At 40.3% G+C, this 26,019-nt stretch carries 27 protein-coding genes; 4 read left to right on the top strand and 23 right to left on the bottom strand.

The genetic code is table 11. From position 1 onward, the window contains the following. Positions 1–20: 20 nt before the first annotated feature. From P5G49_RS15840 to P5G49_RS15830, 3 genes are all read right to left on the bottom strand, one after another. Positions 21–1,286 carry an amidohydrolase family protein gene (locus tag P5G49_RS15840; protein WP_301245371.1) on the bottom strand — a complete coding sequence of 422 codons (1,266 nt, stop codon included), beginning with the start codon at positions 1,284–1,286 and terminating at the stop codon, positions 21–23. A gap of 158 nt (positions 1,287–1,444) precedes the next feature. Then, on the bottom strand, positions 1,445–2,200 hold the full coding sequence (locus tag P5G49_RS15835) for an SDR family NAD(P)-dependent oxidoreductase (protein ID WP_301245369.1): 756 nt from the start codon (positions 2,198–2,200) through the stop codon (positions 1,445–1,447). Positions 2,201–2,472: 272 nt separating this feature from the next. Continuing rightward, complete coding sequence (locus P5G49_RS15830) at positions 2,473–3,228, bottom strand: SDR family NAD(P)-dependent oxidoreductase (RefSeq protein ID WP_301245367.1); 756 nt, start codon at positions 3,226–3,228, stop codon at positions 2,473–2,475. Positions 3,229–3,715: 487 nt separating this feature from the next. Here P5G49_RS15830 and P5G49_RS15825 point away from each other — a divergent pair, with 487 nt between their 5' ends. After that, positions 3,716–4,279, top strand: a complete 564-nt coding sequence (locus P5G49_RS15825; RefSeq protein ID WP_301245365.1) for a sigma-70 family RNA polymerase sigma factor — start codon at positions 3,716–3,718, stop codon at positions 4,277–4,279. Then, positions 4,263–5,315: a DUF4179 domain-containing protein gene (locus P5G49_RS15820; RefSeq protein WP_301245363.1), complete on the top strand. Its 1,053-nt coding sequence runs from the start codon at positions 4,263–4,265 to the stop codon at positions 5,313–5,315. Before P5G49_RS15825 ends, P5G49_RS15820 begins: the two co-directional genes overlap by 17 nt. Before the next feature lie 148 nt (positions 5,316–5,463). On the opposite strand, the gene rlmH is transcribed toward P5G49_RS15820, so the two are convergent. The 16 genes from rlmH to rpsF form a co-directional block, all read right to left on the bottom strand. After that, positions 5,464–5,943, bottom strand: a complete 480-nt coding sequence (gene rlmH / locus P5G49_RS15815; RefSeq protein ID WP_301245361.1) for a 23S rRNA (pseudouridine(1915)-N(3))-methyltransferase RlmH — start codon at positions 5,941–5,943, stop codon at positions 5,464–5,466. Positions 5,944–6,022: 79 nt separating this feature from the next. Further along, complete coding sequence (locus P5G49_RS15810; RefSeq protein WP_301245400.1) at positions 6,023–6,187, bottom strand: CxxH/CxxC protein; 165 nt, start codon at positions 6,185–6,187, stop codon at positions 6,023–6,025. Positions 6,188–6,375: 188 nt separating this feature from the next. After that, positions 6,376–7,641 carry a S1C family serine protease gene (locus P5G49_RS15805; RefSeq protein WP_301245359.1) on the bottom strand — a complete coding sequence of 422 codons (1,266 nt, stop codon included), beginning with the start codon at positions 7,639–7,641 and terminating at the stop codon, positions 6,376–6,378. 164 nt (positions 7,642–7,805) lie between these two features. Next, positions 7,806–8,594: an MBL fold metallo-hydrolase gene (locus tag P5G49_RS15800; RefSeq protein WP_301245357.1), complete on the bottom strand. Its 789-nt coding sequence runs from the start codon at positions 8,592–8,594 to the stop codon at positions 7,806–7,808. 12 nt (positions 8,595–8,606) lie between these two features. Next, on the bottom strand, positions 8,607–9,437 hold the full coding sequence (locus P5G49_RS15795) for a two-component system regulatory protein YycI (protein ID WP_301245355.1): 831 nt from the start codon (positions 9,435–9,437) through the stop codon (positions 8,607–8,609). Beyond that, the gene (locus P5G49_RS15790) at positions 9,424–10,752 is read right to left on the bottom strand and encodes a YycH family regulatory protein (RefSeq protein ID WP_301245353.1); all 1,329 of its coding nucleotides are present in this window, start codon (positions 10,750–10,752) and stop codon (positions 9,424–9,426) included. The genes P5G49_RS15795 and P5G49_RS15790 overlap by 14 nt, the downstream gene beginning before the upstream one ends. Continuing rightward, the gene (gene walK, locus P5G49_RS15785; protein ID WP_301245351.1) at positions 10,743–12,566 is read right to left on the bottom strand and encodes a cell wall metabolism sensor histidine kinase WalK; all 1,824 of its coding nucleotides are present in this window, start codon (positions 12,564–12,566) and stop codon (positions 10,743–10,745) included. The genes P5G49_RS15790 and walK overlap by 10 nt, the downstream gene beginning before the upstream one ends. A 6-nt stretch (positions 12,567–12,572) precedes the next feature. After that, positions 12,573–13,283: a response regulator YycF gene (gene yycF, locus P5G49_RS15780; protein ID WP_301245349.1), complete on the bottom strand. Its 711-nt coding sequence runs from the start codon at positions 13,281–13,283 to the stop codon at positions 12,573–12,575. 242 nt (positions 13,284–13,525) lie between these two features. Further along, positions 13,526–14,989 carry a peptidoglycan DD-metalloendopeptidase family protein gene (locus P5G49_RS15775; protein WP_301245347.1) on the bottom strand — a complete coding sequence of 488 codons (1,464 nt, stop codon included), beginning with the start codon at positions 14,987–14,989 and terminating at the stop codon, positions 13,526–13,528. A gap of 258 nt (positions 14,990–15,247) precedes the next feature. Next, entirely contained in the window at positions 15,248–16,603 is a 1,356-nt protein-coding gene (dnaB, locus tag P5G49_RS15770; protein ID WP_301245345.1) for a replicative DNA helicase, read from the bottom strand. Between the two features lie 16 nt (positions 16,604–16,619). Then, complete coding sequence (rplI, locus tag P5G49_RS15765) at positions 16,620–17,066, bottom strand: 50S ribosomal protein L9 (RefSeq protein WP_301245343.1); 447 nt, start codon at positions 17,064–17,066, stop codon at positions 16,620–16,622. Between the two features lie 2 nt (positions 17,067–17,068). Beyond that, positions 17,069–19,039, bottom strand: coding sequence for a DHH family phosphoesterase (locus P5G49_RS15760; RefSeq protein WP_301245341.1), 1,971 nt, complete (start codon positions 19,037–19,039; stop codon positions 17,069–17,071). A 12-nt stretch (positions 19,040–19,051) separates the two neighbouring features. Then, the gene (locus P5G49_RS15755) at positions 19,052–19,990 is read right to left on the bottom strand and encodes a DUF2232 domain-containing protein (RefSeq protein ID WP_301245339.1); all 939 of its coding nucleotides are present in this window, start codon (positions 19,988–19,990) and stop codon (positions 19,052–19,054) included. A 193-nt stretch (positions 19,991–20,183) separates the two neighbouring features. Beyond that, positions 20,184–20,420 carry a 30S ribosomal protein S18 gene (gene rpsR / locus P5G49_RS15750; RefSeq protein WP_147059474.1) on the bottom strand — a complete coding sequence of 79 codons (237 nt, stop codon included), beginning with the start codon at positions 20,418–20,420 and terminating at the stop codon, positions 20,184–20,186. A 43-nt stretch (positions 20,421–20,463) separates the two neighbouring features. Next, complete coding sequence (ssb, locus tag P5G49_RS15745) at positions 20,464–20,973, bottom strand: single-stranded DNA-binding protein (RefSeq protein WP_301245336.1); 510 nt, start codon at positions 20,971–20,973, stop codon at positions 20,464–20,466. Between the two features lie 55 nt (positions 20,974–21,028). After that, positions 21,029–21,316 (bottom strand): 30S ribosomal protein S6, encoded by a 288-nt coding sequence (gene rpsF / locus P5G49_RS15740; RefSeq protein WP_301245335.1) that lies wholly within the window; start codon positions 21,314–21,316, stop codon positions 21,029–21,031. A gap of 407 nt (positions 21,317–21,723) precedes the next feature. Here rpsF and P5G49_RS15735 point away from each other — a divergent pair, with 407 nt between their 5' ends. Further along, a complete protein-coding gene (locus P5G49_RS15735) occupies positions 21,724–22,284 on the top strand; it encodes a DUF3267 domain-containing protein (protein WP_301245333.1) in 561 nt (186 codons plus the stop codon). Between the two features lie 39 nt (positions 22,285–22,323). Here P5G49_RS15735 and ychF read toward each other — a convergent pair whose 3' ends face one another. From ychF to P5G49_RS15720, 3 genes are all read right to left on the bottom strand, one after another. Further along, complete coding sequence (gene ychF / locus P5G49_RS15730; RefSeq protein ID WP_301245331.1) at positions 22,324–23,424, bottom strand: redox-regulated ATPase YchF; 1,101 nt, start codon at positions 23,422–23,424, stop codon at positions 22,324–22,326. Between the two features lie 88 nt (positions 23,425–23,512). Continuing rightward, on the bottom strand, positions 23,513–23,716 hold the full coding sequence (locus P5G49_RS15725) for a DUF951 domain-containing protein (protein ID WP_301245329.1): 204 nt from the start codon (positions 23,714–23,716) through the stop codon (positions 23,513–23,515). Positions 23,717–23,739: 23 nt separating this feature from the next. Next, the gene (locus P5G49_RS15720) at positions 23,740–24,633 is read right to left on the bottom strand and encodes a mechanosensitive ion channel family protein (RefSeq protein ID WP_301245327.1); all 894 of its coding nucleotides are present in this window, start codon (positions 24,631–24,633) and stop codon (positions 23,740–23,742) included. A 95-nt stretch (positions 24,634–24,728) separates the two neighbouring features. Between P5G49_RS15720 and yyaC the strand changes: the two genes are divergently transcribed. After that, a complete protein-coding gene (gene yyaC, locus P5G49_RS15715) occupies positions 24,729–25,301 on the top strand; it encodes a spore protease YyaC (RefSeq protein ID WP_301245325.1) in 573 nt (190 codons plus the stop codon). Here yyaC and P5G49_RS15710 read toward each other — a convergent pair. Continuing rightward, positions 25,276–25,983, bottom strand: coding sequence for a DUF554 domain-containing protein (locus P5G49_RS15710; protein ID WP_301245322.1), 708 nt, complete (start codon positions 25,981–25,983; stop codon positions 25,276–25,278). The two genes, yyaC and P5G49_RS15710, sit on opposite strands and share 26 nt — an antisense overlap. Positions 25,984–26,019 lie beyond the last annotated feature (36 nt).

Below are 26,019 nucleotides of genomic sequence, written 5' to 3'. Positions count from 1 at the left end.
GATAGAAACAAATAGGCTTATTAATCTCCCATTAAAACAGATGCCATCTTACGTGATAATTCATTTTGGACAATGACATTACCATTTTTAATAACATAGCGGACTAAAGGTTGATCATTGATTAAGTTGCTCAAATCATCACAATCGTAGATAACGATATCAGCATTCTTACCGACTTCTATGCCATAAGTATCCCTGACCCCTATTGCCTTCGCAGCGTTATAAGTGACCATATCCAATACTGCACGACGTTGATCCGCAGAACCCATTTGTTGTGAAACCTGCAATAAGTAGCCAACAGCGATTAAGTCCGCATTACCGAATGGTGTAAATGCATTGCGAATATTATTGGAAGAATATGCAAGATTTACTCCGCGCTCCATCATTGACAGTACAGGTGCCATACCACGAGGAATATTTTTTCTCTCAGTGCGGCCAGTCATAAACATATCCGTTACTGGTAAAGGAACGATTGAAACATCCGCCTTAGCAATTTTGTCAAAAATAGGTGCTGCCACTTCTGGATCAAGTGACCCTAATGTTGTAACATGTCCGATTGCAACTCTACCTTGGTAGCCACGTTCAATCGTCATATCGCAAATCAGTTCAATACATGTATTTTGTGGATCATCAGCGTTCGTGCCAAAGTCAGCATGCATATCAATTGGCAGATTGTACTTTTCCGCCAAATCAAAAACGATATTTAATTGTTTTATAGTATCTTCCATTGTTCTTTCACTATAAGGGCAGCCACCAACCACATCAGCACCCATTTTGATGGACTCCTCCATCATCTCCAATACGCCTGGAGATTGAACAATGCCTTCTTGAGGAAATGCAACGATTTGCATATCTAGTACTTCTTTATACTTTTCTTTTAAATCTAAAAGTACTTCTACTCCAAGTGTCTTCTCATAAGGGTCCACATCAGGATGCGCTCTCATTATTGTAGTTCCGTTTAACACCGACCACCTTAATACTTTTTCAGCTCGTTTTTTCACATCATCATAAGTATATAATTTCTTTAATTCTGCCGTATTCCTCAATGCTTCCTCTAATGTACCTGATAGATTAGGTTTGCGATCTTCAAGAAATGCCTTATCAGGATGGATATGACTTTCAATTAGAGTTGGTAACACAGCATTTCCTTTTGCATCAATTTCTTCGTAGGTTTCGTCATTTTGAATGTGCGCGGCTATTTCTACAATTTTCCCATCAATAATTTTGATATCTTTTTGAGTTTCTCCATCTTTGATATGTGCATTTCGTATAATTAAATTACCCATGGAAAAATACCCCCTGTAATAAAATTCATATATCTTACGCGAAAAAAATTATATTGTGATATAAAATCACTAAAATGTTTTCTAAAAAAAGGGCCTGTCCCTTAGCTCGGTAAAACTTTACCGAGCCATGGAATTGCCCCATAGTTTGGAAAAACTAGTTATCCGATTGATTGTCCACCATCAATTTTCATTTCAACACCATTAATATGCTGAGCTCTGTCGCTTGCTAAGTAGGCTGAGAAATAAGCAACATCTTCAGAGCGACCAATACGTTCAGATGGAATACTAGCTATTTGTCGAACAACTGCCGGATGTTGTTGATCAATTGCATAGCGGACCATTGGAGTATCTGTTAATCCTGGGCAAAGTGAAACAGCACGAATTCCATCTTTCGCATAATTGAAAGCAAGTTGTTTCGTGTATCCAACAAGTGCGTGCTTAGAAGTAATGTATGCTGCGTCTCCAACACCAGCAATTGTTCCTCCAATTGAAGCGACATTAATGAATGTTCCCTTCCCTTTTTCAAGCATATGTGGCAAAAGCGCATTTGTTAGTAAATAGACTGCTTTAACGTTCACAGTCATGATTCTATCCCACTCATCTTCACTAATATCTAGAGATGCTTTAAAATCTGCCAAGATAGCTGCATTATTAACACAAATATCTACTGTACCAAACTCTTCCAATGCTTTGTTAACCATATTCTGCACGGCACCTTTTTTAGAAATGTCAGCAACAATACTAAGTACAGTACCATTATTATCTTTAATCAGTTTCTCAGTTTCAGCTAAACCTTCCGCATTCACATCATTAAGGATTACCTTAGCACCTTCTTTTGCATACTCAATAGCCTGTGCTCTACCTAGTCCTGACGCAGCGCCCGTAATTAATGCAACTTTTTCTTGTAACAACATAATAACCCTCCTAATTTTATACCCGCAATTATTTGTCAACTAGTATTTATTCTGAGTCTTTTATATAGAAAACCTCTTCTATTCAAAAGATAATTCTAGTTAAAACGTTTACATCTATAATTTACCCTCATTTATTTGCAGCCCAAGCACCTAATCAAACAAAAATTTGAACGGGATTTAACAATTAATATTTACGGTTTAAGTCAAACCGTTTTTTTACCCAAAAGCATCACCTTTGGAATTTAGCATTTACTCAGAGATACACTTTCATATTATCCAATGGATTGTCCACCATCAATTTTCAATTCAACACCGTTAATATGTTTAGCTTTGTCACTTGCTAAGTATGCCGAAAATTGTGCGACATCTTCTGAACTACCGATATGTCCGGACGGAATAGAGGCTATTTGTCGAACAACTGCAGGATGCTCTTCATTAATTGCATATCGAACCATTGGAGTATCGATTAATCCTGGGCAAAGTGAAACAGCACGAATTCCATCTTTCGCGTAATTGAAAGCTAGCTGTTTCGTGTATCCAAGAACAGCGTGCTTAGAAGTAATATATGCTGCGTCTCCAACACCAGCAATTGTTCCACCAATTGAAGCAACATTAATAAATGTTCCCTGCCCTTTTTCAAGCATATGTGGTAAAAGCTCATTTGTAAGTAAATAGATACCTTTAACGTTTACAGCCATGATTTTATCCCATTCTTCTTCAGCAATATCAAGAGATGCTTTAAAATCTGCCAAAATAGCAGCATTATTAACACAGATATCAACTGTTCCAAACTCTTCAAGAGCTTTATTAATCATCATCTGCACATCTTCTTTTTTAGAAACGTCAGCACTAATACTAAGTACAGTTCCATTATTATCTTTAATAAGTTTCTCTGTTTCAGCTAAACGCTCCTCATTCAAACCATTAACGATGACCTTCGCACCTTCTTTTGCATACTCAATTGCTTGTGCTCTACCTAGTCCTGACCCAGCACCTGTAATTAATGCAACTTTCCCTTGCAATAACATAATACCCCTCCTAAATTTAAACCCTTACTTCCTATTTTTAATATTAAAATCACAAAACTATCCTAACAAAACATCAACACAGTATTAGTAAGATAAAGCGAAACCGCTTTCAAACTTCTCTTCTTTTATTATATATAGCCATTTCAACAAGTTCTATATACTCAATGAACAAAAGAAACAGGTACAAACTATTTAACATGCATAACAATTTAAATATTACATTACTTTCTAACAAGCCTTTGTTCACTTTGAACAAAGATAAAATATTTTCTAATTAGAAAGTAAAATAGGCCCTTTCAAGTTTCTTTATTTATGATACGGTCATTCGCACAATATAAAGGGAATTTTCATCTTAACGAGAATGAATGAAGTAATTGATTTCTATTTTTTTAAAACAAAATTCTTTTACTTGCGAAAACTGTCCGCATCTAAACGTTATATAAAGTGTAAAAGCTTTTACACGATCGTTTTAGGAAAGGAGATTCGGATGAAAATTAACGAGCAAAATTTTTTAGCCCTTCTTCAAGCCGGCAAAGAAGAGGCTCTTGATTATGTAATTGATCATTATTTACCGCTTATTAGAGGAGTGGTCGTAAAAACATTAGGACCACTTAATAAAAATGATCTGTCTAAGGAATGCTGTAACGAAATTTTATTGTCGATTTGGAAAAATGCCAAAAAGTTTACGGGTGGGCCTACGGATTTTCAAAAATGGGTTTGTGTCATTGCAAAATATAAGGCAGTCGATTACATCCGTACCGAAATGCGAAAAAAAGAGAACATTTCTCTTAATTTAGACTTCACAGCAGATGAATTAACGTACAAAAAAAATACGCTACTTGAAGAGCACGAAAATATTTATTCTATTATCTCGAAATTAAAACCAGTCGATCAAAAAATATTTATTATGAAATACTTACTTGACTTTGACACAGTGGAAATCGCACGTCAGCTTCAAATGACAAAGTCTGCTATTGATAATCGACTTTATTACGGAAAAAAGAAGCTTAGAAAATCATTAGGAGGTATTCAAATTGAAGAAATTATTTAATTATTTTAATGAAATTGATATAAATATCAATGAATTTGAAGAGATGGAGGTATCGGAGTTTGAAAGGGCACAATTTAAAAAGAATTTGAGAAAACAAATCAAAAGTAATAGCTCTCAAAAATGGACGAAAGGAATTGCAGCTGCATGCCTAACTATTGGTATTAGTGCCGCTTCATTGGTTGGACTTTCATACACAACATTTGCACAGGAAATTCCGTTCGTAAATAGTATTTTTAAGCTGTTTTCTGAAAAAGAATATGGCACAACGTTAGTTGGCTATGACAAATTTGCAGAAGCTGAAAATATGAAGGTTGAAAGTAATGGCACGACAATTACAATTACCGAAACATTATTAGACAGTAAAAAGCTCTTGGTTAGCTACTCGATTGAAACAGACAAAGATTTAGGCCCAATTGCTTTAATCGACGGCAGCTTCACATTAAATGGTGAGCAAAACTCCTTGTTTCATGCAGAGCATGACATTTATAAAATCGCTCACAATAAATATGTAGGTATGACAACAGCTATTTTACCTTTATCACATTCCATTGATGAAGGTACGTTCCAATTCAATATCCGTGAATTATCTAATCCTGAAAACGGTGAAGTCGTTCAAGGCGAATGGGATTTCGAAATTTATGCGGAAGCCTCTGATACATTTGTACAAACAATTGATGTTCCTAAATCAGAAAAGAACAATCTAAACGTGGAAATCAACAAGATTACGTATACACCATACTCATTTATTGTTAATTACAAAGAAGGCGTACAAAATGAAATGCTAAATAAAAAATATAACGTAATTTATTCAGAATTACTAGTAAAGGATGACTTAGGAAATTCGTATAAATCGAAATTTAACGGCGGTCAAGGCTCTTTAGGCGTGACCAATTATATGATTTCTTTTGGCCAGCTAAAACCTGATGCAAAAACTTTAATTTTCAGGCCAGTATTCCACTTTAAAAACTTAGACAACATTTATGAGTCGGTTGAAACAATGCAACTAGACGATATCATTGTAGAAATTGAGAGATAAAACTCGTTCGAAATAGGATAGAATAAAACCACTCAAAGCATTATTGAAAATGCTTTGAGTGGTTTATGAAGTTATATACAGCTTCCGCCTCCTAAAAGCACCATTTATATTTTCCTTTGCCGTGACTAGTTACTTATAAAAAACGCACTTACTTATGATACGGTTCTCCTCTCATAATGCGGAACCCCCGATAAATCTGCTCCAACAGCACCAACTTCATCAACTGGTGCGGGAACGTCATTTTCGAAAAAGACAATAACTCATCCGCCCGTTTCAGAACGTCTTCATGTAAACCAAGCGATCCACCGATAACAAATACAACTTTACTTCGACCATATGTCATCAACGATTCCATGCTTGCAGCCAATTCCTCACTTGTCTTCATTTTCCCTTCAATCGCAAGTGCGATTGTATATGCATCCGCACCTATTTTCGCTAAGATCCGATCCGCTTCCTTCTTCTTCACGATTTCCATATCCGCATCACTCAATGATTCGGGTGCTTTTTCATCTGCCACTTCAACGAGATCGATTTTTGCATAAGAACCGAGCCGTTTGGCGTATTCATCGATGCCCATTTTCAAATATTTTTCTTTTAGTTTGCCAACTGACACAATTGTAATATTCACAGGGTTTTCCACCTTCTTTATAATGTTATCCACATAACTTATACACATATCCACATAAATCTCTATATATTGTGCCCGACTATTCGTTCGCCACAATATACGTTGCGGGCGTGTCGCAGTAATCGCATTTTGTGGATATCTTTTTATCACTTTCCAATTTCTCCATTATCGGAAATGTTTCCTCTTCGGCGACAAACACGTCAAGCGCATGATTTATATGGGTTTCACAGCTATTTATTTTCATCAATTACACTTCCTTCTTTCAATATTTTACACACAAAGTTATGCACGTTTTTATTTTCTTATCCACATGTTCATAATTGGTGAAGAAAAAAAGGCAGTATAGCCGCTGTTCAGCTATGCTGCCTGTTGTGGATAAAAAATATTACAGCCCTGTCAAAATTGTAACATTCTCTGCACACTTTTTCGACATCAGAATGTATTACCATCCTTTAATTCCATTTCAATTTCTATCAATTCACCTGCACGATACACTTTCATCTTCATCATATCCCCAACTTCTTTGTCATTGTAAAGATGCTTCCGTAGCCCGACCATGTCATCAATTTTCTTTCCGTCCATTTCAACAATCACGTCATACTGCTTAACGCCGGCAACTTCAGCTGGTGTATTGCGCAATACTTGGGTAACGATGACTCCATCCGTGATATCCTTCGGCAACTTCAATACTTGTTCTTGTTGTGAAGAAGGGACATCCCGTAAATTCATTAGGCTGACGCCCATTGTCGGTCGATTGACTTTTCCCGTCATTTCAAGGTCCTTAATGATTGGAACAGCAATATTTATCGGAATGGCTAAACCGATACCTTCGACGGTCTCTTGCGTTATCTTCATCGAGTTGATACCGACAAGCTGACCCGCGAGGTTGATAAGTGCACCACCTGAGTTTCCAGGGTTGATGGCTGCGTCTGTTTGTAGGACATCAGCCTGCCAATCGACTGTTCCATCTTTATCGAAATCAATTGGAATTGACCTATCTTTTCCAGACACGATGCCCATCGTAACAGAACCTGCAAAACCGAGGCCAAGTGGATTTCCGATGGCGATGACTGTTTCGCCGCGCTTTAATGCGTCAGAATCGCCAAATTGAATGACGGTGTTCACATGTGATCCGTCGATTTCAACAACTGCCAAATCAGTCCACATATCACTTCCGACCAGTTTACCGTCTACTTTTGTCCCATTGTCGAACGTAATTTCAAGACCTTCCGCATTTTCAACGACATGATGGTTCGTGACAATATATGCTTTGCCGCCTTCCTTTTTATAGATGACGCCGGATCCGCTGCCAGTCTCCCTTGTCGTTTCAGTGGAGGACCAGAAATTACGTACGGTTTGTAAATTTGTAATGCCAACTACTGTATCGGCGACTTGCCCGACGATGTCCGTGACATCCGTATTGATATCGACAGATACCCTTTCACTCGTCAAATTGTCTACGCCTGATTGTTCACGTTCGACTAATGGTGTGCCTTTATTGTTACCAGTTGTTGAATTCATGAGAAACCAGACAATGAGTCCCCCGAGAATCGCACCGAAAAGGGCAGGAAGAAATCCTCCTTGGCGTTTCGGTTTTGGTGAACGCCCTGTGTAGTGTAGCCGTTCCTCAGGCTTTTCAGGTTCATGTATAATCGGCTTCTCTTCCTCATTCCGAGGACCTTGATTGAATTCGTCCATTCTCCTCTCCCTTTCTATAGACAGTTACACTCACTTTACCCCATTATTTGTTTTTAGAATCAAATGGTGTGATGAACTTTTCATGAATCGATGGTCTCTTTGAAGCGGAGCCACTTTTAAACGAAAAAAACCTCACCCGAAGGCGAGGTTTCTTAAACTTACTATTAAACAGTGACAAGCTCTGTCGGTTTTTCCGCATCGGTGTCATATAAATGCAAGAATTCACCGGCACGGATACCGCATGCTTCCAATGTTTGCGAAACGCTCATCCTTGCGAGATCTTTCATATTATTATCCTTACTTAAATGTGACAAATAGATTCTTGTCTCTTTTTCGGCAACAACTTCACTCATCGCAACCGCTGCATCCTCATTGGACACATGCCCGACATCACTAAGTATACGACGTTTGACAGACCATGGATACCTACCCATTTGAAGCATGCTTACATCATGATTACTTTCAAAAACATATGCATCCGAAGCTGCGATATGCCCTTTCATCCGTTCGCTGACATAACCAGTATCCGTGATGACTGATAGTTTCCGATTGTTTTCATGGAAGACATAGAACATCGGGTCCGCAGCATCGTGTGAAACGGCGAATGACTGGATATCGAGCGTTCCGAAAGTCATGGAGGTTTCCATACTGAAATGGAAACGTTGCTCTAACGGAATTTCACCGACAAGGCCATTCATCGCATTCCATGTTTTTTCGTTTGCATAGATAGGAACCTTGTGCCTCCTTGCCAACACACCGATTCCTTTAATATGGTCACTATGCTCATGAGTAACAAATATCCCGTCCACATTTGCCATCGAACGCCCTATGCTTTCTAACTGTTGTTCCATTCGTTTCGCACTTAATCCAGCATCAACTAAAAATGCATGTTTATCGGTTTCAACATATATAGAATTGCCCGTACTACCACTAGCGAGCACACTAAAACGCATGATAAAAACTCCTTATTCTTCTTCTACTTCTGTGGGATTATCCACTTCGGTTTTATCCAACTTGAACTCTATCACTTTACCTTCAATTGCATTAATAAAATGATCCTCAATTTTACCGTCCTTTAATTCTACACGAATATTCCATGTCGGAGCAAATACTTGGGTTTCCGTTAACTGCATAAGGGTAGAGTATCCGGCTGTCACACTCAACACTTTGGAATCCTGCTTTAAATACCCCCGCGTTGCCAAAGAACCAACCGCCTCGTTCTGTGTCAACAAATCCTTCTTACGGTTATAACTGATGAATTCCTTAAGCATTCGTTGTTCATAATGGGTAACATCATAGTTATCATCCCAATGAACAGTTAACATGGCATTTGGGCTGTAGAAGATAGGTTCTCCGTTCACTTTTTGAAAGAAAATGGCCTTCTTCTCTTCCTTATTCACTTCCCATTGTTCATAATCCATTCCATTCAATACATATTTCGTAAGGAACTCAGTAAAATGATAATCCCCTTTTGCATTCAGGATGGATACCGGCGTGCTCATCTCTGAAGTAATTCGTGTATTATCCGAAATTACAATGGACTGGCTTTTCAATGATTCCAATTCTTCCTTCGTGAACATTTTAATATTCGCGGAAACATAGTAGAAATCATTTTTAGTCTCTTGCGAGAGATTGTACGTGATATTTTCCTGTTTCATTACTTCTTCAATAGACGTTTTTCCTACTACTTGCACATTTAACGCATCGGTACGCTGCTTCACATATAATGAATAAAGGAAAACGTTTAAAATTGAAAAGACAACAATGAAAATGGTTTTCGTTTTATTCCAATCCAATATGCTCACCTCCGCTTTGCTCTGGTGAGTAACGCTGCCACTTCGTTTTCATCAAGTAATACCAGGCAGGTTCCATTACAAAAATACGCTTTTCCAAATCATGTCTCATCATGTATCCTACCGTTATATCTTCAACCGCACCAAAATCTAACTTATCCGACTTACTTAGCGCATTAGCAATTTCCGTGCCTGCCGGGAGGTCCATCTCCTCACTAAATATAACTTCCAGAGTATAGTACGGTCGGATATAACGGAAAACCCGATTTTCCCCGAAAAATTGGACAATCTCAGTCGTACCGGCAACGTCACTGAATACGGGGTAGCCGTTATTGAACAGCTGGAATCTAACGTAATGAGAATAAGCATTTATATAAGAAAACCGGAATGTATCCGTCCATCCCCCATGCTCATTAATGGACTCGATAACGTCGTATAACAGGTCTGAAGGTAAAGTTGGTTCTCTACTCTCAGCAGCTGGATGAACGAAATTCAACATTTTCGACTGCGTGTTTACGGTCAAAAGCGCATGGTCATCCCCAAACTCCTCATGAGTGGCATTCACTTGACTGCGTCTCACTGCATTCGGGTCATTGAATAGCGCATCACGGAAACGGGTTGGACTAAGTTCTTCCTGGTAATATGTGCTGCGAATCATATGAACCGGTTTAACGGGAACTGCAATATAGGTCGATTCCTGGGAATTCACTTCCGCATATTCACTAAAATTTTCTCCTCCAAGTACAATTGCACGATAGGATGTCATCGTATCCGTGTCCACCGGTGTTACTTTTCCTGAATAGTGCAAGCCTGATGCTTGGTTGATGAAATGAATATCGAATGCAATCTCTCTCGGATTCCATCTAACGACAATGCGATCAAAACTGAATTGGGGAATCACACTGTCCTCGATAGGTACAATATCATCATAAACGGGAAGCGGAACTAAACCCTGAAAATACAACGTAAATTGATTAGGTTGTTGGAAGAAGGTCTTCATCTGTTCTTTATTCATCTCAGTTGAATTAGTGACCAATTGTGAAACTTTCCAACGGCTCATTTCATTCAACACATTATCAATTTCACTTGAATTGGTTGTTCCTTTGAGCATCCCGTCATATTTTATCAACAACTTATATGGCTTAATGATATCCTTCACATCCTTGCGCTCCCCAATGGAAATGTCCACTGTTGACGAAGGTTCAATCGGATCCAGCCTTGGTGTATATGTCCAAATTGAGAAGGTGAACGTAGCACTCAAAAGAACGAGCAATAGTAATATGATCGATTTAATCGGTTCAATATACTTCAATCCCATTCACCATCCTCTTGTTGTTCAAAAGGCAACGTAAAGAATATGGTCGTCCCTTTCCCTTCTTCACTTTCCGCCCATATTTCCCCACCATGCGCAACAATCATTTCCCGTGCGATGGCAAGCCCGAGACCAGTTCCACCCATTGCCCTTGATCTTGCACGGTCTGCCCGGTAAAATCTATCGAAAATACGATTGACGTTTGCTTTGGGAATTCCCATGCCATCATCTGAGATCATTACTTTAATGAAAGTCCCGGAAGTAGTTACTCCAAAACGGACATCCCCGCCATCCGGGGAATATTTGAGGGCATTGGAAATGATATTGTCGATGACTTGTGTCATTTTATCCGTGTCAATTTCAACGAACATATCAGTTGAAGAAAGTAACCGCTTGAATTGTACGTTTTGGGACTTCGAGAATTCAAAGCGCTCTATAATGGAGTTGAAGAAGTGATTGAATTCTACCCATTCAGTGTTCAATTCATATTCTTTACTATCCATTCTTGAAAGTTTCAATAGATCGTTAACCAGTCGAATCATTCGCTCAGTTTCAGTTTGCGTTACACGAAGGAACGATGGTGCAATTTCTTCATTCTGCCATGCACCTTCTGCTAAAGCATCCAAATAGCTACGCATCGTAGTTAATGGAGTACGGAGCTCATGGGAAACATTAGATACGAATTCCCGTCTTTCCATATCGATTTTTTCCTGTTCCGTATTATCATGAAGAACGACAATTAAGCCATTTACAAAACCTGTTTCCCGTTGTGTCACTGAAAATGTAGCCCTGAGGATATAAGGCTCTTTTTCTGTACTGAAATCAAGTGCTATGGAATCCTTCATTTGAATGAGATCTTCAAATGTATAATCTTGATCCAAACCTAAAATGGTTGCAATAGGACGGTTTAACACAAGGTCGCGTGTCATACGAAGCATCATCAGTGCAGAATCGTTGATAAGGCTGACACGTCCTTTACGATCCGTGGAAATTACGCCATCGGTCATGTTTTCAAGCACTGATGCCAGTTTTCTCTGTTCACTTTCAGTTGTCGATTGCGACTCCTGCAACTGATTCGTCAAATGGTTAAAAGCAATTGCTAATTGTCCCATTTCATCGTTTCCATAAACATGTACCTTTCTCGAGAAATTACCCTGCGCCATTGCCTGGGCTTGGCGCCTCATATCTGAAATCGGTCTCGTGAAGGTTTGTGCAATGAAAATACCGATGATGATTGTGATGGTCAGAGAAACTGCGACCCCCCCGGCAAGTATTTGGTTAATCTCATCAATCTGTTTAAACACTCTTTCAATATTAGCCGTTACAAACAGTGCCCCAACCACTTCCATATTGCTTATGATTGGAGTTACACGCACCATAACGCGCTTCCCTGAAGTCGGATCAAGATTGATCATATCTGAGATGGATTCAGAAGAAATCGTTCGTCTCACACTATCTTCCATCGAGCGTTGACCGACCATTGATTGATTGTCCAGCACCGATGTTGCACGAATACGGTATTTTGAATCGATAACGCGTATTTCATTGATATCTTCAGAGTTGAATCCCGAAAGGACCGCTTGGAGACTTTGTTCAACCGTTGGATCATCCGGTGAACGGTCCTTTATCAACTCTTCACGTACGCTGAATTCAACAAGATTCATCCTGTCGACAACGGAATTCGTGAAGTTTCCCTTTAACGTGGTTTCAAGCTCCTTTGCGAAATAAAGACCGATGATTTGCATTGCCACGATGATCAGCATGATATAGATGAGTATGAATTTTACATGGATGGATCGAAAAAAACCGACTTTCTGCATTTCTTTTTACTCCTGTTCTGGATCACGCAAATAATAACCGACACCACGTCTTGTTACAATCCAAGTTGGATGGCTTGGGGTGTCTTCGATTTTTTCGCGCAAGCGGCGTATCGTTACATCGACAGTCCGCACATCCCCGAAGTAATCGTAGCCCCAAACTGTTTGCAATAGATGTTCTCTTGTCATCACTTGTCCAATGTGTTTTGCCAAGTAATGCAGTAATTCAAATTCACGGTGTGTCAATTCGATAGACTCTCCCCGCTTTTGAACTAAATAAGCATCAGGTTGGATGATAAGGCTGCCAACAGTAATTTCATTAGTTGCCTCATCCTGCTCCTCTGATACTGTTTTTGAGTGTCTACGTAAGTTCGCCTTCACCCTTGCGATCAATTCGCGTGTACCGAATGGTTTCGTCACATAATCATCCGCACCTAATTCCAATCCCAATACTTTATCGATCTCCGAATCCTTTGCGGTTAGCATAATGATTGGGAAGTCGTACTTCTTCCTTACCTCCCTGCATACCTCCATACCGTCCCGCTTCGGCAGCATGATATCTAACAGCATGATGTCAGGATGTACTTCCTCCACCTTCTCAAGCGCTTCGTCCCCGTCATACGCACAATAAACGGTAAAGCCTTCCTTCTTTAGATTAAACTCCAATATATCTGCAATCGGTTTTTCATCATCTACTACAAGAATCGTTTTGTTTTGCATATTCCCTTTCCTTTCCCGCATTTATAGGCGATCTTTTTTGTTCTATCACTTTATCATTTCTTCTACAATTAAGCATATAATTCGCTACTAAACCACAAATGACCCTCTAACTATATTCTATGCAGACCTTAAGATTACCTTCTATATATTTCCCGTACTTTCATAATTATTTCCCGGGTAATCCAAACCTTAAAAGGAAAAGGAGACGGTACAGAATACTGTAGCGTCTCCATCCCTATTCCTTATCTTAACACAGTTAACGGATTGATATTGGATCCGTTTTTGAACACTTCGAAGTGAAGATGCATACCCGTAGAACGGCCTGTGGATCCCATTACACCGATCCTTGTACCCTTAGGTACTGTTTGTCCCACTTTAACATCAATCTTAGCCAAGTGGGCATATAAAGTTTTATATCCATTATTATGTGAGATGATAATTCTGTTTCCGTACGTACCATGTCGACCAACACTAGTAACCACACCATTGTCCGCTGCAAAAATTGAGCGCGAAGACGGGCGAGCAATGTCGATGCCCTGATGTACCCTTCCCCATCTTTTCCCCATCTGACTGGAGACATAACCACCGTCGGCAGGCCACATGAATTTACCGGTTCCACGTGACGGAATCACTTTCGTTCCGACCAATGTTATTTCCGGGACAGATTCCACTAAAATGTCCTCGTCTACAATAGATCTACCGATTACAGTCCCGTTTTTCTTTCGGATTAATTGTGTGACCGTTTTTTTACCGTTCGATCCCTTTTGTTTCAACTTTTTCTCGCCTTTAAATAGGGATTCATCCTTTTCGGTCATCTGACTGAATTCAATCGTTTCGATTTTTTTCGACTCATAATGTGCTTCCATTTGGATAAGGGGTTCAAGGACAGTTACATTCAATTCCTGGCCGATTTGTAATAAGCTATCTTCTGTCACCCCTGAATTTTGCTCCATGAGCTTCGCGGTAGTCATATTATGGGCACTCGCTATTTTCCCTAATACATCCCCTGCTTGAACTTCATATTTTTTCTCTTCCAGGGTTCCTTTGTTTAGAAGAGTTACAACCTCTTGTACACTTTTCACGTTTTCCGGAGCAACTTGTCCTTCGACTGGTTGCAAGTCTGCACTGAAGTGAATTTTCACAAGTCGTGTTTCATCTTCCTTTAAAGGTGGTAAAGGTTCAGTAGATTCGTTGCGAGCTTCGAATTCTGCAAGTTCCTCCTGAGAGACTGTTTGCAGCATAAGTGTCTTGATCACTTCATTGTACTCGGCCATATCTTTGACGAAGAGTGGTGTCTCTTCACCGATTTTAATGCCGATTGCTTCCGCCTCCACGGTAAGCTTGTCCTGAAGTTTTTCAAGAACTTGTTTGTCATCTGTTTCTACGGTAAATACATTTTCCGGAACGACAGATAACTCAGTCCCTATTGTTAATGGGAGGCCTTCGAATTCGGAGGCTGCTTTCTGTAACATTTTTTCCGTTACCTGTTCTATTTGCTTCTCATCAGAAAGCACTCCAATATACTTGCCATCTGAATAGACATGAAACACTGTATGTATGGATGCATCTTCAGCCTTTTCGAAGGCAAACCCTGATCCAATTCCAATCGTTGCAAATAAAGCGGTGATGATGCCAACCATTTGTATCTTTCTATATAGGAAACTTCTATTTTTCTGTTCCTTCATTTCTTTCCCCTTGAATAACATCGTTTAAGACTCCTTCCGATTAGATGTCTATAAACCACCCATCATACTGAAAGTTTTCAGGCTACTCTAATTTAACATATCTGTAGGCTAACTTGTCAGGTTCCGACATTTTGTAATGAAACTGTGATATTGTATCCAATTATTCTTAGTATTTTCCAAAAGTTAGGTTGAAATATGTAATAACTCGTCTGATTATAAAGTCCTGAAACAGTAAAGAAGCCTCGATTAACCTATTTAACAGGTTAATCGAGGCTTCTATTATTGGTAGGATGGCATCTCATGCTGACTCCAATCAATATTCAAGAACTTATTATATTCTTTGGCGAAAGCAAGGGTGACAGTTCCTGTAGGGCCATTACGCTGCTTCGCAATAATGATTTCAATCATATTCTGATTCTCAGTCTCTTTATCATAGTAATCTTCCCTATAAAGGAAAGAGACAATATCGGCATCTTGTTCGATACTCCCTGATTCCCTTAAGTCAGACATCATAGGTCGTTTATCCTGACGTTGTTCAACACCACGGGAGAGCTGGGAAAGTGCAATGACTGGCACTTTCAATTCCCGGGCTAACGCCTTAAGGGACCTCGAGATTTCGGATACCTCCTGCTGACGGTTCTCGCCGGAACGGCCGCTTCCCATGATGAGCTGCAAATAATCAATCATGATCATGCCAAGCCCATGCTCTTGTTGGAGACGTCTGCATTTGGAACGGATTTCGTTAATCCGGATGCCGGGTGAGTCGTCAATAAAAATGCCGGCATTGGAAAGCGATCCCATTGCCATCGTCAATTTTCGCCAATCCTCAGCTTCCAAATTCCCTGTCCGCAATACTTGAGCGTCAATGTTTCCTTCAGCACAAAGCATACGCATTACGAGTTGTTCTGCACCCATTTCCAAACTGAAAATCGCAACGTTTTCACTCGTTTTGGTCGCGACATTTTGCGCCACATTCAAAGCGAACGCCGTTTTACCAACGGAAGGACGGGCAGCTACGATAATTAGATCATTTCGTTGAAAACCGGCCGTAATCTTATCAAGATCACGGAATCCGGTTGGGATACCCGTTACATCCCCTTTTCTAGTATGAAGGAGCTCGATATTATCGTATGTCTCTACAAGGACATCTTTAATATGCTTGAAATCACCGGCATTTTTCCGATTGGAAACTTCCATGATCCTTTTTTCCGCTTCGGAAAGGACCGCTTCCACTTCATCCTCTTTCGTGAAGCCTTCTTCAACGATATTCGTTGCCACTCGAATTAGGCGCCTCAAGATGGATTTCTCTTCAACGATTTTCGCATAATACTCGATATTCGCTGCAGTGGGGACTGAATTGGCAATTTCGGTTAAATACGAAATTCCACCAACGTCCTCCAACTCCTTCTTCGCGGATAGCTCTTCGGTTACAGTAATTACATCTATTGCTTGTCCTCTGTCACTTAGAATAAGCATTGTATTGAAGATTTTCTCGTGCGCTGTCCGGTAAAAGTCATCGGGTTGCAGAAGTTCGGAAGCCGTAATTAGTGCCTCTGGTTGTAAAAAAATTGCCCCAATGACCGACTGCTCTGCTTCATTGTTATGCGGGGGAACGCGATCATACATCTGGTCCATCAATTATCGCTCCCTATCACTCTTCGGTTACATGGACCTTAAGCGTCGCTGTTACCTCTGGATGCAATTTAATCGGCACATTTGTAAAACCAAGTGACCGGATTGCATCAGGCAGTTCCATCTTACGACGATCCACTTTGATTTTATAATTTTTCTCCAAAGCGTCAGCAATTTGCTTAGTTGTAATAGATCCGAATAAGCGTCCACCTTCACCGGATTTTGCTTTCATTTCAACTGTCTTTTCACCGATAAGTTCTTTCAGCTCTTTAGCTTCAGCCAATTCCTGTGCTGCATCTTTCTCAGCACGTTTCTTCTGACCATCAAGCTGACTAAGATTTGCCGGAGTGGCTTCAATTGCTAACTTATTCTTCAATAAGAAGTTTTGTGCGTATCCTACCGATACTTCTTTTACTTCACCTTTTTTACCTTGACCTTTAACATCTTTCAATAAAATCACTTTCATTGTCATTTTCCCCTTTCCAATTTATCATCTATGACGGCTTTCAATAAATCCTCCGCCTCTTTTACTGTTTCTACTTCCATCTGGCAGGCTGCATTGGTCAAATGTCCTCCGCCGCCCATTTCTTCCATGACAAGTTGAACGTTAAGATCGCCAAGTGAACGCGCACTAATGCCAATTTTTCCATCCGCACGGGGGGCAATAACAAAAGAAGCAACTACCCCTTTCATCGTCAAAAGGATATCGGCAGTCTGTGCAATTAACACTGAACCATATGTTAGTCCATCCTGGCCTTTCGCAATTGCAATACCAGGCGGTATTAGCTCAACTGTTTCTATGATTTTTGAACGTTCAATATACGTGTCAATATCTTCCTTTAGAAGACGCTGCACAAGAACTGTGTCGGCTCCATTTGTCCGTAAATAGGAAGCAGCTTCGAATGTTCTCGCTCCTGTCCGTAAAGTAAAGCTTTTCGTATCGACTACGATACCTGCTAACAAGGCGGTTGCCTCCAACTTCGTCAACTTTTCGTGTTTCGGTTGGTATTCAAGCAATTCCGTTACAAGTTCAGCTGTAGACGATGCGTAAGGTTCCATGTAGACGAGCATCGTATTGTTGATGAACTCCTCACCACGTCTGTGATGATCGATAACAACAACCTTTTCTGCCTTGCCAATCAGTCGTTCATCGATTACCATGCTTGGCTTATGTGTATCAACGATTATGAGTAGGGACTTTTCCGTCATCATCGATAATGCGTTTTCAGGGTCAATGAATTGCTCAAGCAACTCATCATTCCCTTTTATTTCATCCATTAATCGAGTTACGCTTCCGTCCAATTCATCGAAATTCAAAACAACATAACCTTCGATATTGTTCATCCGGGCCATCTTCTGTACACCGATGGATGCCCCTATCGCATCCATATCCGGCATTTTATGACCCATGACCAACACCTTATCACTCCCCTGGATTAAATCCCGCAACGCATGTGAGATAACTCTGGCGCGTACACGAGTCCTTTTTTCCACCGGGTTGGTTTTACCACCGTAAAACTTCAGCTTGCCATCGGTATGCTTAATCGCCACCTGATCCCCACCACGTCCCAATACAAGATCCAGGCTGGACTGAGCGAGCTCACCTAACTCGGTAAGTGAAGCAGATCCTGTCCCGACCCCAATACTTAACGTCAAGCCGGCATTATGCTTCGCAGTCTTTTCCCTAATATCATCGAGTATCGTAAATTTAGCAGTTTCCAGTTTGGATAGTATCCCTTCGTTGAATACTGCCATAAAACGGTCTGAAGCAATCCTTTTCACAAAAATACCGTTCGCATTTGCCCAGTCATTCACTAAGGACGTAACAAGGGAATTCAACTGGCTCCTTGTCTGGTCATCCATCGTTTGGGAAAGTTCATCATAATTATCGACAAGCATAAGTCCAAGTACAGTTCTATCTTTATAATAAAGGGACTCAATACTTACTTTATCAGTAATGTCAAACAGATAGAGGAGTTTTTCCTCCGGCTTATAGATGACCTTAAACGTTGAAACCCCAACCCTTAATGTTGGGGTCTTTTGATTTTCATTCTTCAGGATTGAATGGAACGTTTCAGAGAGATGAAACAATTCATCCCCAATCAACGTGTCCTTTTCAAAAATTGCAGCAGCGAAGGGGTTAGCCCACTCGATGAGATGCTTCTCATTAAAAAGAATGATTGCGATCGGTAGTTCTAAGAGCGCTTCCTCCCCAACCTTCTTCATCCGATAGGAAAGGGATTCAATGTGTTTTTCCGTCTCGATATAAGTTTGCTCCTCGAGCTTATAGGCGAATCCTACCGCCAATATAAAAGGGATCGTGAATACAAGGCCCGCCCAGAAGTTCAAAAAGAATATCAGGACCGCGGCTATCAATCCAAGGAGAGATATGACAACCAATGGATAACGGATAGCCCTTCTTCTAAAAAATGACTTCATTGTCTCATCCCCTTACTTCGAATTGTCCTTCCTGATCCAAGCCCGGATATTCACGCCTATATCAAGTATGCCAAGAAGTATAGTAATTGGATTAAATAACAAGGCTAAAATTGTAGAGAAAAACGTAACGATCCCTGGCAACTTCATCCTGAACATAAGATAATGAACCAATGCTAGACCTTGCAATAGTAACAATGCCCTTAAGATAATTGTCGCGTTGACGTAAATCAAATATGTCGAAGAATCCGGCGTCATTTTCGTCACAAAGGGCAATAGAATGAACAATCCATAAATAAAAATAGTGATTACAGGTAATTTCATTCCACGAAACGGTGGAAATTTTGGTACATCATGACCAAGTCTTTGAAGCAACATGAAATTCAGAATTACCACGATGAATGTAAACACATACACGGATAAGATAAATACTGCTGGAATGGAGGATCGGTACAACATGAAGGCCTCAGCAACTACGTTTTCAGAGCCTTTCGGTAGCGCACTGAATCCGTTTAGTGAAGCCTTGAATTGTTCCTCGGACTCCTTCAACATTGCCATTAAACTATCTATGATATTGACCTCGAAGAACAGGGCCAGCACTAAGTAGGTTAAAATTCCAACAACAATCAAAAAAAGGCCGGAACCCATGAAAATATATAGCTTGGATTTCCCAAGTACTATAAACTCTGCAATCAGAAATCCTAAAACCACAAAACCAAGGACAAAAGGCAGCAATGTTAGGCCGCCTAATAGCAAGGCAAGTATGCCGGTTGATAAAACAACAAGAGCTGTCGAACTCCTATCTTCCCGTAACCGATATAAGATAATCGGCAGTGGGAGAAAAATCATGATAAGTAGTCCAATCAGCGGGATAAAAAAAGCTCCCGCCAAAAGTATAGTGAACAATGCTATCATCATTGCACCATATTTAATTTTCTTTGATGGGTCTTGCATCAGTCTTTTCCTCCGTCCAACAACCAGACTAATTTACTCGTCTTTGTCCGTTGCCTTATTGAATGTGAGTTCCTTTAATTGTATCACGATTGGAACCATTAAACCAAAGACTGTACGCATGCATCTTTTGGCCAATAAAAAACCGCCTTTGGACCGGGAAAACCCGTTTCACAAGGCGGTTAAAAATGTTTTTTTATCTTTCTTCCGCTACGAACGGAAGAAGTGCCATAATACGAGCACGTTTAATAGCAGTCGTTAATTTACGCTGATATTTTGCGCTTGTACCAGTTACACGGCGAGGCAAGATCTTTCCACGTTCAGAAACGAATTTCTTAAGTAGATCAGTATCTTTATAATCGATATGTGTAATGTTATTCGATGTAAAATAGCAGACTTTACGGCGTCTTTTACCTCCACGGCGTGGTGCCATATCGCTTTCCCTCCTTCATGATTACGTCAATGGCAATGCCTTATCAGAACGGCAAGTCGTCATCCGATACTTCTATCGGGCCGCTGCCTGTAGCGAACGGGTCATTGTCAGTGCGTGTATAATTTTGTTGTGTTGGTTGTTGATATTGCTGATTTGGCTGCTGGTTCTGATAATAAGGCTGTTCGTTTCGTGGTGCACTACCATAAGCAGCTCCAGATTTTTCAGAGTTTGCACTGCGTGGCTCAAGGAACTGTACGCTATCCGCTACAACTTCCGTCATAAAGACACGTTTACCGTCTTGTCCATCGAAGCTGCTCGTTTGAATACGACCTTCGATACCGGCAAGACTTCCTTTGCGCAAAAAGTTCGCAGTGTTCTCTGCCTGTTTTCTCCATGTGACACAGTTAATGAAATCAGCTTCACGCTCTCCCTGTTGGTTCGAGAATGTCCGATTCACCGCAAGCGTAAAGCGTGTTACCGCTACGCCGCCCTGTGTGTACTTGAGTTCAGGATCTTTTGTCAATCGGCCAACTAAAACGACTCGGTTAATCATCAGATTGCAACCTCCCTCATCAATTTCAAGTTACAGACTTTTAGTTCTTTATGGATTAGTTGTCAATACGAACAGCCATATAACGAATGATATCTTCATTAATGTTCGCAAGACGATTGAATTCATCGATAGCTTCAGTACCTGCGTTAGCTGTTACCAATTGGTAGAAGCCTTCACGTAGGTCGTCGATTTCGTATGCAAGACGACGCTTGCCCCACTCTTTCGACTCGATGATTTCCGCTCCGTTAGAAGTTAGGATGTCATCGAAACGAGTGATCAACGCTTTTTTAGCTTCATCTTCTACTGTTGGACGGATGATGTACATGATTTCGTACTTTCTCATCTTTAGTCACCTCCTTATGGACTTTGGCCCACTTGTTACGGCGGGCAAGGAGTAAGTAATCTTGTTACTCACATCATCATATTTTAGCATGATATGTTCGGATATTCAACTTTTTAATTTAATTTCTTTTTGAAAACGAATTTCCGCTACAGGCGGACGCTTTCCGCGGGCATGGCTTCAGCCAATCGAACCACGAAGAGTTCGATTTGCCGTATTTCTGTGGTTTTTGCAGAAATTAAGGCATCCGTTTTGCAATTCCTGCTCGTAACGCTACGCTTTTACTCGCAAACGCCGTTCTTCGTAACGGCGTTCGCAGGAGTCGCCGCCTTACGCTTCAATTCTTAGCAAGGACTGTTTAATGAAAATTGCCTGATATAATGTTGTATACTGATTTTAGAGGTGATTGTATGGGGAATTTTGGGGTGCCGGATAAGGTAATTGAAATTGATTTACCTAAAGTGGCTAAGAGAGGTTTGTGGCTTTCATTTTTTTCTCTTCTTGCATTGCTTGTTTTGAAAATGGTTTTTGAAGGCCGGCTTTCATTCTCCATCACTATTTGGAGTGTTTTATATTTTGTGGTCGGGTATGTGATTTTGATTGTTCTTCATGAACTTTTTCACTTGCTTGGTTTCAGAATTTTCGGGAAGGTTCCTTGGAAAAGAATGATTGTTGGTTTGAATCTAAAGTTAGGCATTGCATATGCGACGACGGATGTCCCAATGACGAACCGGGCTATCAGGAGGGCTTTATTGCTTCCTTTTTGGATGACCGGCGTGTTGCCCGCGGTCATTGGCTTGGTTATAGGGGATGGGGTTTTGATCACTTTGGCTGCTTTTCTTATTGGTGGGGCTGCTGGTGATTTTGCGATGCATAAGGAGTTGCAAAAACTTCCTGATGATTGGCTTGTGAGAGATGATCCTGAGTTGCCGAGATTATACTTGTTTGAACCTAACAAACATATACAATGAAAACAACCGGATAAGGATTCCCTTAACCGGTTGTTTATTTTACACGTTAAAACGGAACAACATTACATCGCCGTCCTGAACGATATATTCTTTTCCTTCCAAGCGAACCTTACCCGCTTCTTTCGCAGCTGCCATTGAGCCCGCTTCAACGAGTGCATCATACGAGACTGTTTCCGCACGGATAAAGCCGCGTTCGAAGTCTGTATGGATGATGCCAGCACATTGTGGTGCTTTCATTCCTTTACGGAACGTCCATGCACGTACTTCTTGAACTCCTGCCGTGAAATAAGTGGCCAATCCTAATAAATGATAAGCGGCTTTGATCAGCTGGTCGAGGCCTGATTCTTTAATGCCCAACTCTTCAAGGAACATCGCTTTCTCTTCCTCGTCCAATTCGGCCATTTCTTCCTCAATTTTCGCACAAACAACAATCACTTCTGCATTGTCTTGTTTGGCAAAGTCGCGGACCATTTTTACATATTCATTTGACTCGGCTTCAGCAATTTCATCCTCGGAAACATTGGCAACGTAAAGCATAGGCTTGATCGTTAATAAATGCATTCCTTTAATTAGTTGAAACTCTTCAGGGGTCAATTCCACTGAGCGTGCAGGCTTTTCATTCTCAAAAGCTTCCTTCAGTTTCAGCAACACGGGTTCTTCAGCCATTGCTTCCTTGTCTTTCTGTTTAGCCATCTTGGATACACGTGTCAATCGCTTGTCCACGCTTTCCATATCGGCAAGGATTAGTTCAAGGTTAATGACCTCGATGTCGTCAATTGGATTAACTTTCCCAGATACATGTGTGATGTTTTCATCATTGAAGCAACGGACTACTTGGCAAATCGCATCTACTTCACGGATATGGGAGAGGAATTTGTTCCCTAACCCTTCTCCTTTGCTTGCACCTTCAACGATTCCTGCAATATCCGTAAACTCAAAAGCAGTTGGCACTGTCTTCTTTGGAACAACTAATTCTGTCAATTTTTGAAGTCGCTCATCTGGCACTTCCACTATTCCAACATTCGGATCGATTGTACAGAACGGGTAATTTGCAGCTTCTGCCCCAGCTTTCGTAATTGCGTTGAATAGAGTCGATTTTCCGACGTTTGGTAAACCGACGATTCCTGCTGTTAACGCCATTTATTTCCCAACCTTTCGTATAGGTCAATTTCATCAAAATAATCTTTACAACTCTTCTATTATAAGAATTGTTTGCGCCTCTGTCTAATTAATGTTCAGCTTCGCCTTTTACAAGCACCTTTTTCATCTTTTTTGCAAACTCATTACGAGGTAGCATGACGCTATGCCCGCAACCCTCGCATTTGATACGGATATCCGCGCCCATTCTAATGATTTTCCAGGCATTCTTCCCACATGGATGCGGCTTTTTCATCTCAACCACGTCATTCAATTGAAAAAATTTATCCGCCATATGCTCAACTTCCCCTTTCATCTCTATTGATTATCAAATGACTTTGTAACAAGTGTTGGATATGGGATTTCGATTCCTTGTTGTCCTAAATACTTTTTCAAACCAATCCCTATATTTCTTGCTGTATCAAAATGACGCATCGGTTTCGTCTCTACGATGATTCGTTCAATTACGGAGTTCTCCGTAAAATCATGTGCACCAATTAATTTAGGTTTTCCGAGCAAATCTGGATTATCCTTATTAAATGATTGTAGGAATTCGTCAATGAATTTTTCAACATTCTCTATACCTAATTCAAATGGTATCGTTACATCTACTATTGCCAATGAGTTTTTCATGGAATAGTTAACGACTTGTGAAATTGTACCGTTTGGTAAAATGAAAATTTCACCTGTGAAATTTTTCAATTTTGTCGTTCGGAGACCAATCTCTTCTACCATACCTTCTGCTGCACCTATTTTCACGTAATCCCCTACAGAAAACTGATCTTCAAATAAAATGAAAAAACCTGAAATGACATCTTTTACTAAGCTTTGCGCACCAAAACCAACAGCCAGGCCCAAGACCCCTGCTCCAGCAAGAAGCCCTTTGACATCTATGTTGAACTCTTGCAAGATAGCTAAAATTGCAGAGAAGTAGACGACATAGCTAAGTGTATTCTCCAAAAGCTTCAGTAAAGTCCTTTCACGCCGTTCCTCCCTGCGTATCGGACCTTTCAATTTAATCCTGAACAACCGCCTAATGATGAATTTCCCAGCATGTACAACGATGAAGGCAATAGCGATAATAAAAGCAATCCTAACAGCAATTATTAGAAGGCCAATCCAAACCTGTTCATTAAAAAATATTTTGCTTACCTTTTCAGTGTCATCACTGAAAAAAAGTTCAATTAACTTCTCCATATTTTCCTTCGTCACTTACAAACTTCCTTTCTGTATAAATTTCATTGTAGTCGCGTATACTGCTAAACAATCAATCATTTTGACTACAATACAAGAATGGAGTTTTTGTCATGCACACAGCACTTTCTACGGATTATGATTTCCGGATACATTATGACGCTACTGGCGCCGTTTGGAATCTAAGTTCATTTTTCCTTAAGAATATTCCCTTTCACAAAGATTCAATTTCATTCTTCTGCATTGGAACCGATCGATCCACTGGCGACGCACTGGGTCCCCTGACAGGTTCTCACTTGTCTGAATCATTGTTGTTTCCTTTTTCCATAATAGGAACACTTGAAAAGCCTTTACATGCTCTTAATCTACAACAACACTTGGATGAAAAACTTGAAGAGGATCCATCAACATTCATAGTAGCAATTGATGCATGCTTAGGAAAAAACGACTCGATTGGACAACTATTATTGCATAATGGACCACTTCAACCAGGTAAAGCTGTTGGAAAAGCTCTACCGCATGTCGGAAATTTATCCATTAAAGGGGTTGTTAATGTTTCTGGGTTTATGGAACAGGCCGTCCTTCAAAGTACTCGACTCCATCTTCCCTTTGAAATGAGCCGGGTCATCTCCCGTTCACTTCAACTGGCTTACGGGAGATTCAAAACAGATAATGAACGATTGTAACAACGATTCCTACAACACCAATTCCTGGAATGAAATTCGCAACACGCATTTTTGTTATACCGATCAAGTTCAATCCAATTCCAACAATCATAAGGCCGCCCGTTGCCGTCATTTCAGAAATGAAGAATTGTAATAATTCATCAGGCACAAAGCGGCTTATTTGCGTTGAGAATAATGTGATAATTGATTGATAAATGAATACAGGAACAGCTGAAAACGCCACACCAATACCTAATGTTGAGCTTAAAATGATGGAAGTGAATCCATCAAGCACACCCTTCATAATTAGCACATCATGATCATTACGAAGTCCACTGTCGATAGCCCCTATTATCGCCATCGAGCCAACAACAAATATTAAAGTCCCTGTAACAAATCCTTGTGCTATGCCTGGACCTTCTTTTTTTGTTGGCATTTTATTTTCAAGGTAATTTCCTAACCGATTTATCTTCCCATCAAGATCCATCCATTCACCGATAAGAGCACCTATTACAATGCTTATAATGACAATTAGTATTTGTGTACTCTCAAATGTCATTTGAATCCCTATTGCAACAACAGCCAACCCAATTCCGTACATTATTGTTTCTTTCATACGTTCCGGGATGTTATTTAAAAAACGCCCAATTAACGAACCAACAATGATTAAAACAACATTTACAACCGAACCAAACAATACCATGGTTTTCACTTCCGCCTATTAAAAATAATACCTATT

It is taken from the genome of Sporosarcina highlanderae, assembly GCF_030433715.1.
Classification (GTDB): domain Bacteria; phylum Bacillota; class Bacilli; order Bacillales_A; family Planococcaceae; genus Sporosarcina; species Sporosarcina highlanderae.
Note: the sequence above shows the minus strand (reverse complement) of the source record. Positions and strands in the feature narration are given on the sequence as shown.

What these genes read in the sequence shown, in the direction of transcription:
- P5G49_RS15840 (WP_301245371.1), bottom strand. Translation starts at nt 1,286, where the DNA reads ATGGGTAATTTAATTATACGAAATGCACATATCAAAGATGGAGAAACT.
- P5G49_RS15835 (WP_301245369.1), bottom strand. Translation starts at nt 2,200, where the DNA reads ATGTTGTTACAAGAAAAAGTTGCATTAATTACGGGCGCTGCGTCAGGA.
- P5G49_RS15830 (WP_301245367.1), bottom strand. Translation starts at nt 3,228, where the DNA reads ATGTTATTGCAAGGGAAAGTTGCATTAATTACAGGTGCTGGGTCAGGA.
- P5G49_RS15825 (WP_301245365.1), top strand. Translation starts at nt 3,716, where the DNA reads ATGAAAATTAACGAGCAAAATTTTTTAGCCCTTCTTCAAGCCGGCAAA.
- P5G49_RS15810 (WP_301245400.1), bottom strand. Translation starts at nt 6,187, where the DNA reads ATGAAAATAAATAGCTGTGAAACCCATATAAATCATGCGCTTGACGTG.
- P5G49_RS15805 (WP_301245359.1), bottom strand. Translation starts at nt 7,641, where the DNA reads ATGGACGAATTCAATCAAGGTCCTCGGAATGAGGAAGAGAAGCCGATT.
- P5G49_RS15800 (WP_301245357.1), bottom strand. Translation starts at nt 8,594, where the DNA reads ATGCGTTTTAGTGTGCTCGCTAGTGGTAGTACGGGCAATTCTATATAT.
- P5G49_RS15790 (WP_301245353.1), bottom strand. Translation starts at nt 10,752, where the DNA reads ATGGGATTGAAGTATATTGAACCGATTAAATCGATCATATTACTATTG.
- walK (WP_301245351.1), bottom strand. Translation starts at nt 12,566, where the DNA reads ATGCAGAAAGTCGGTTTTTTTCGATCCATCCATGTAAAATTCATACTC.
- yycF (WP_301245349.1), bottom strand. Translation starts at nt 13,283, where the DNA reads ATGCAAAACAAAACGATTCTTGTAGTAGATGATGAAAAACCGATTGCA.
- P5G49_RS15775 (WP_301245347.1), bottom strand. Translation starts at nt 14,989, where the DNA reads ATGTTATTCAAGGGGAAAGAAATGAAGGAACAGAAAAATAGAAGTTTC.
- dnaB (WP_301245345.1), bottom strand. Translation starts at nt 16,603, where the DNA reads ATGGACCAGATGTATGATCGCGTTCCCCCGCATAACAATGAAGCAGAG.
- rplI (WP_301245343.1), bottom strand. Translation starts at nt 17,066, where the DNA reads ATGAAAGTGATTTTATTGAAAGATGTTAAAGGTCAAGGTAAAAAAGGT.
- P5G49_RS15760 (WP_301245341.1), bottom strand. Translation starts at nt 19,039, where the DNA reads ATGAAGTCATTTTTTAGAAGAAGGGCTATCCGTTATCCATTGGTTGTC.
- P5G49_RS15755 (WP_301245339.1), bottom strand. Translation starts at nt 19,990, where the DNA reads ATGCAAGACCCATCAAAGAAAATTAAATATGGTGCAATGATGATAGCA.
- rpsR (WP_147059474.1), bottom strand. Translation starts at nt 20,420, where the DNA reads ATGGCACCACGCCGTGGAGGTAAAAGACGCCGTAAAGTCTGCTATTTT.
- ssb (WP_301245336.1), bottom strand. Translation starts at nt 20,973, where the DNA reads ATGATTAACCGAGTCGTTTTAGTTGGCCGATTGACAAAAGATCCTGAA.
- rpsF (WP_301245335.1), bottom strand. Translation starts at nt 21,316, where the DNA reads ATGAGAAAGTACGAAATCATGTACATCATCCGTCCAACAGTAGAAGAT.
- P5G49_RS15735 (WP_301245333.1), top strand. Translation starts at nt 21,724, where the DNA reads ATGGGGAATTTTGGGGTGCCGGATAAGGTAATTGAAATTGATTTACCT.
- ychF (WP_301245331.1), bottom strand. Translation starts at nt 23,424, where the DNA reads ATGGCGTTAACAGCAGGAATCGTCGGTTTACCAAACGTCGGAAAATCG.
- P5G49_RS15725 (WP_301245329.1), bottom strand. Translation starts at nt 23,716, where the DNA reads ATGGCGGATAAATTTTTTCAATTGAATGACGTGGTTGAGATGAAAAAG.
- yyaC (WP_301245325.1), top strand. Translation starts at nt 24,729, where the DNA reads ATGCACACAGCACTTTCTACGGATTATGATTTCCGGATACATTATGAC.
- P5G49_RS15710 (WP_301245322.1), bottom strand. Translation starts at nt 25,983, where the DNA reads ATGGTATTGTTTGGTTCGGTTGTAAATGTTGTTTTAATCATTGTTGGT.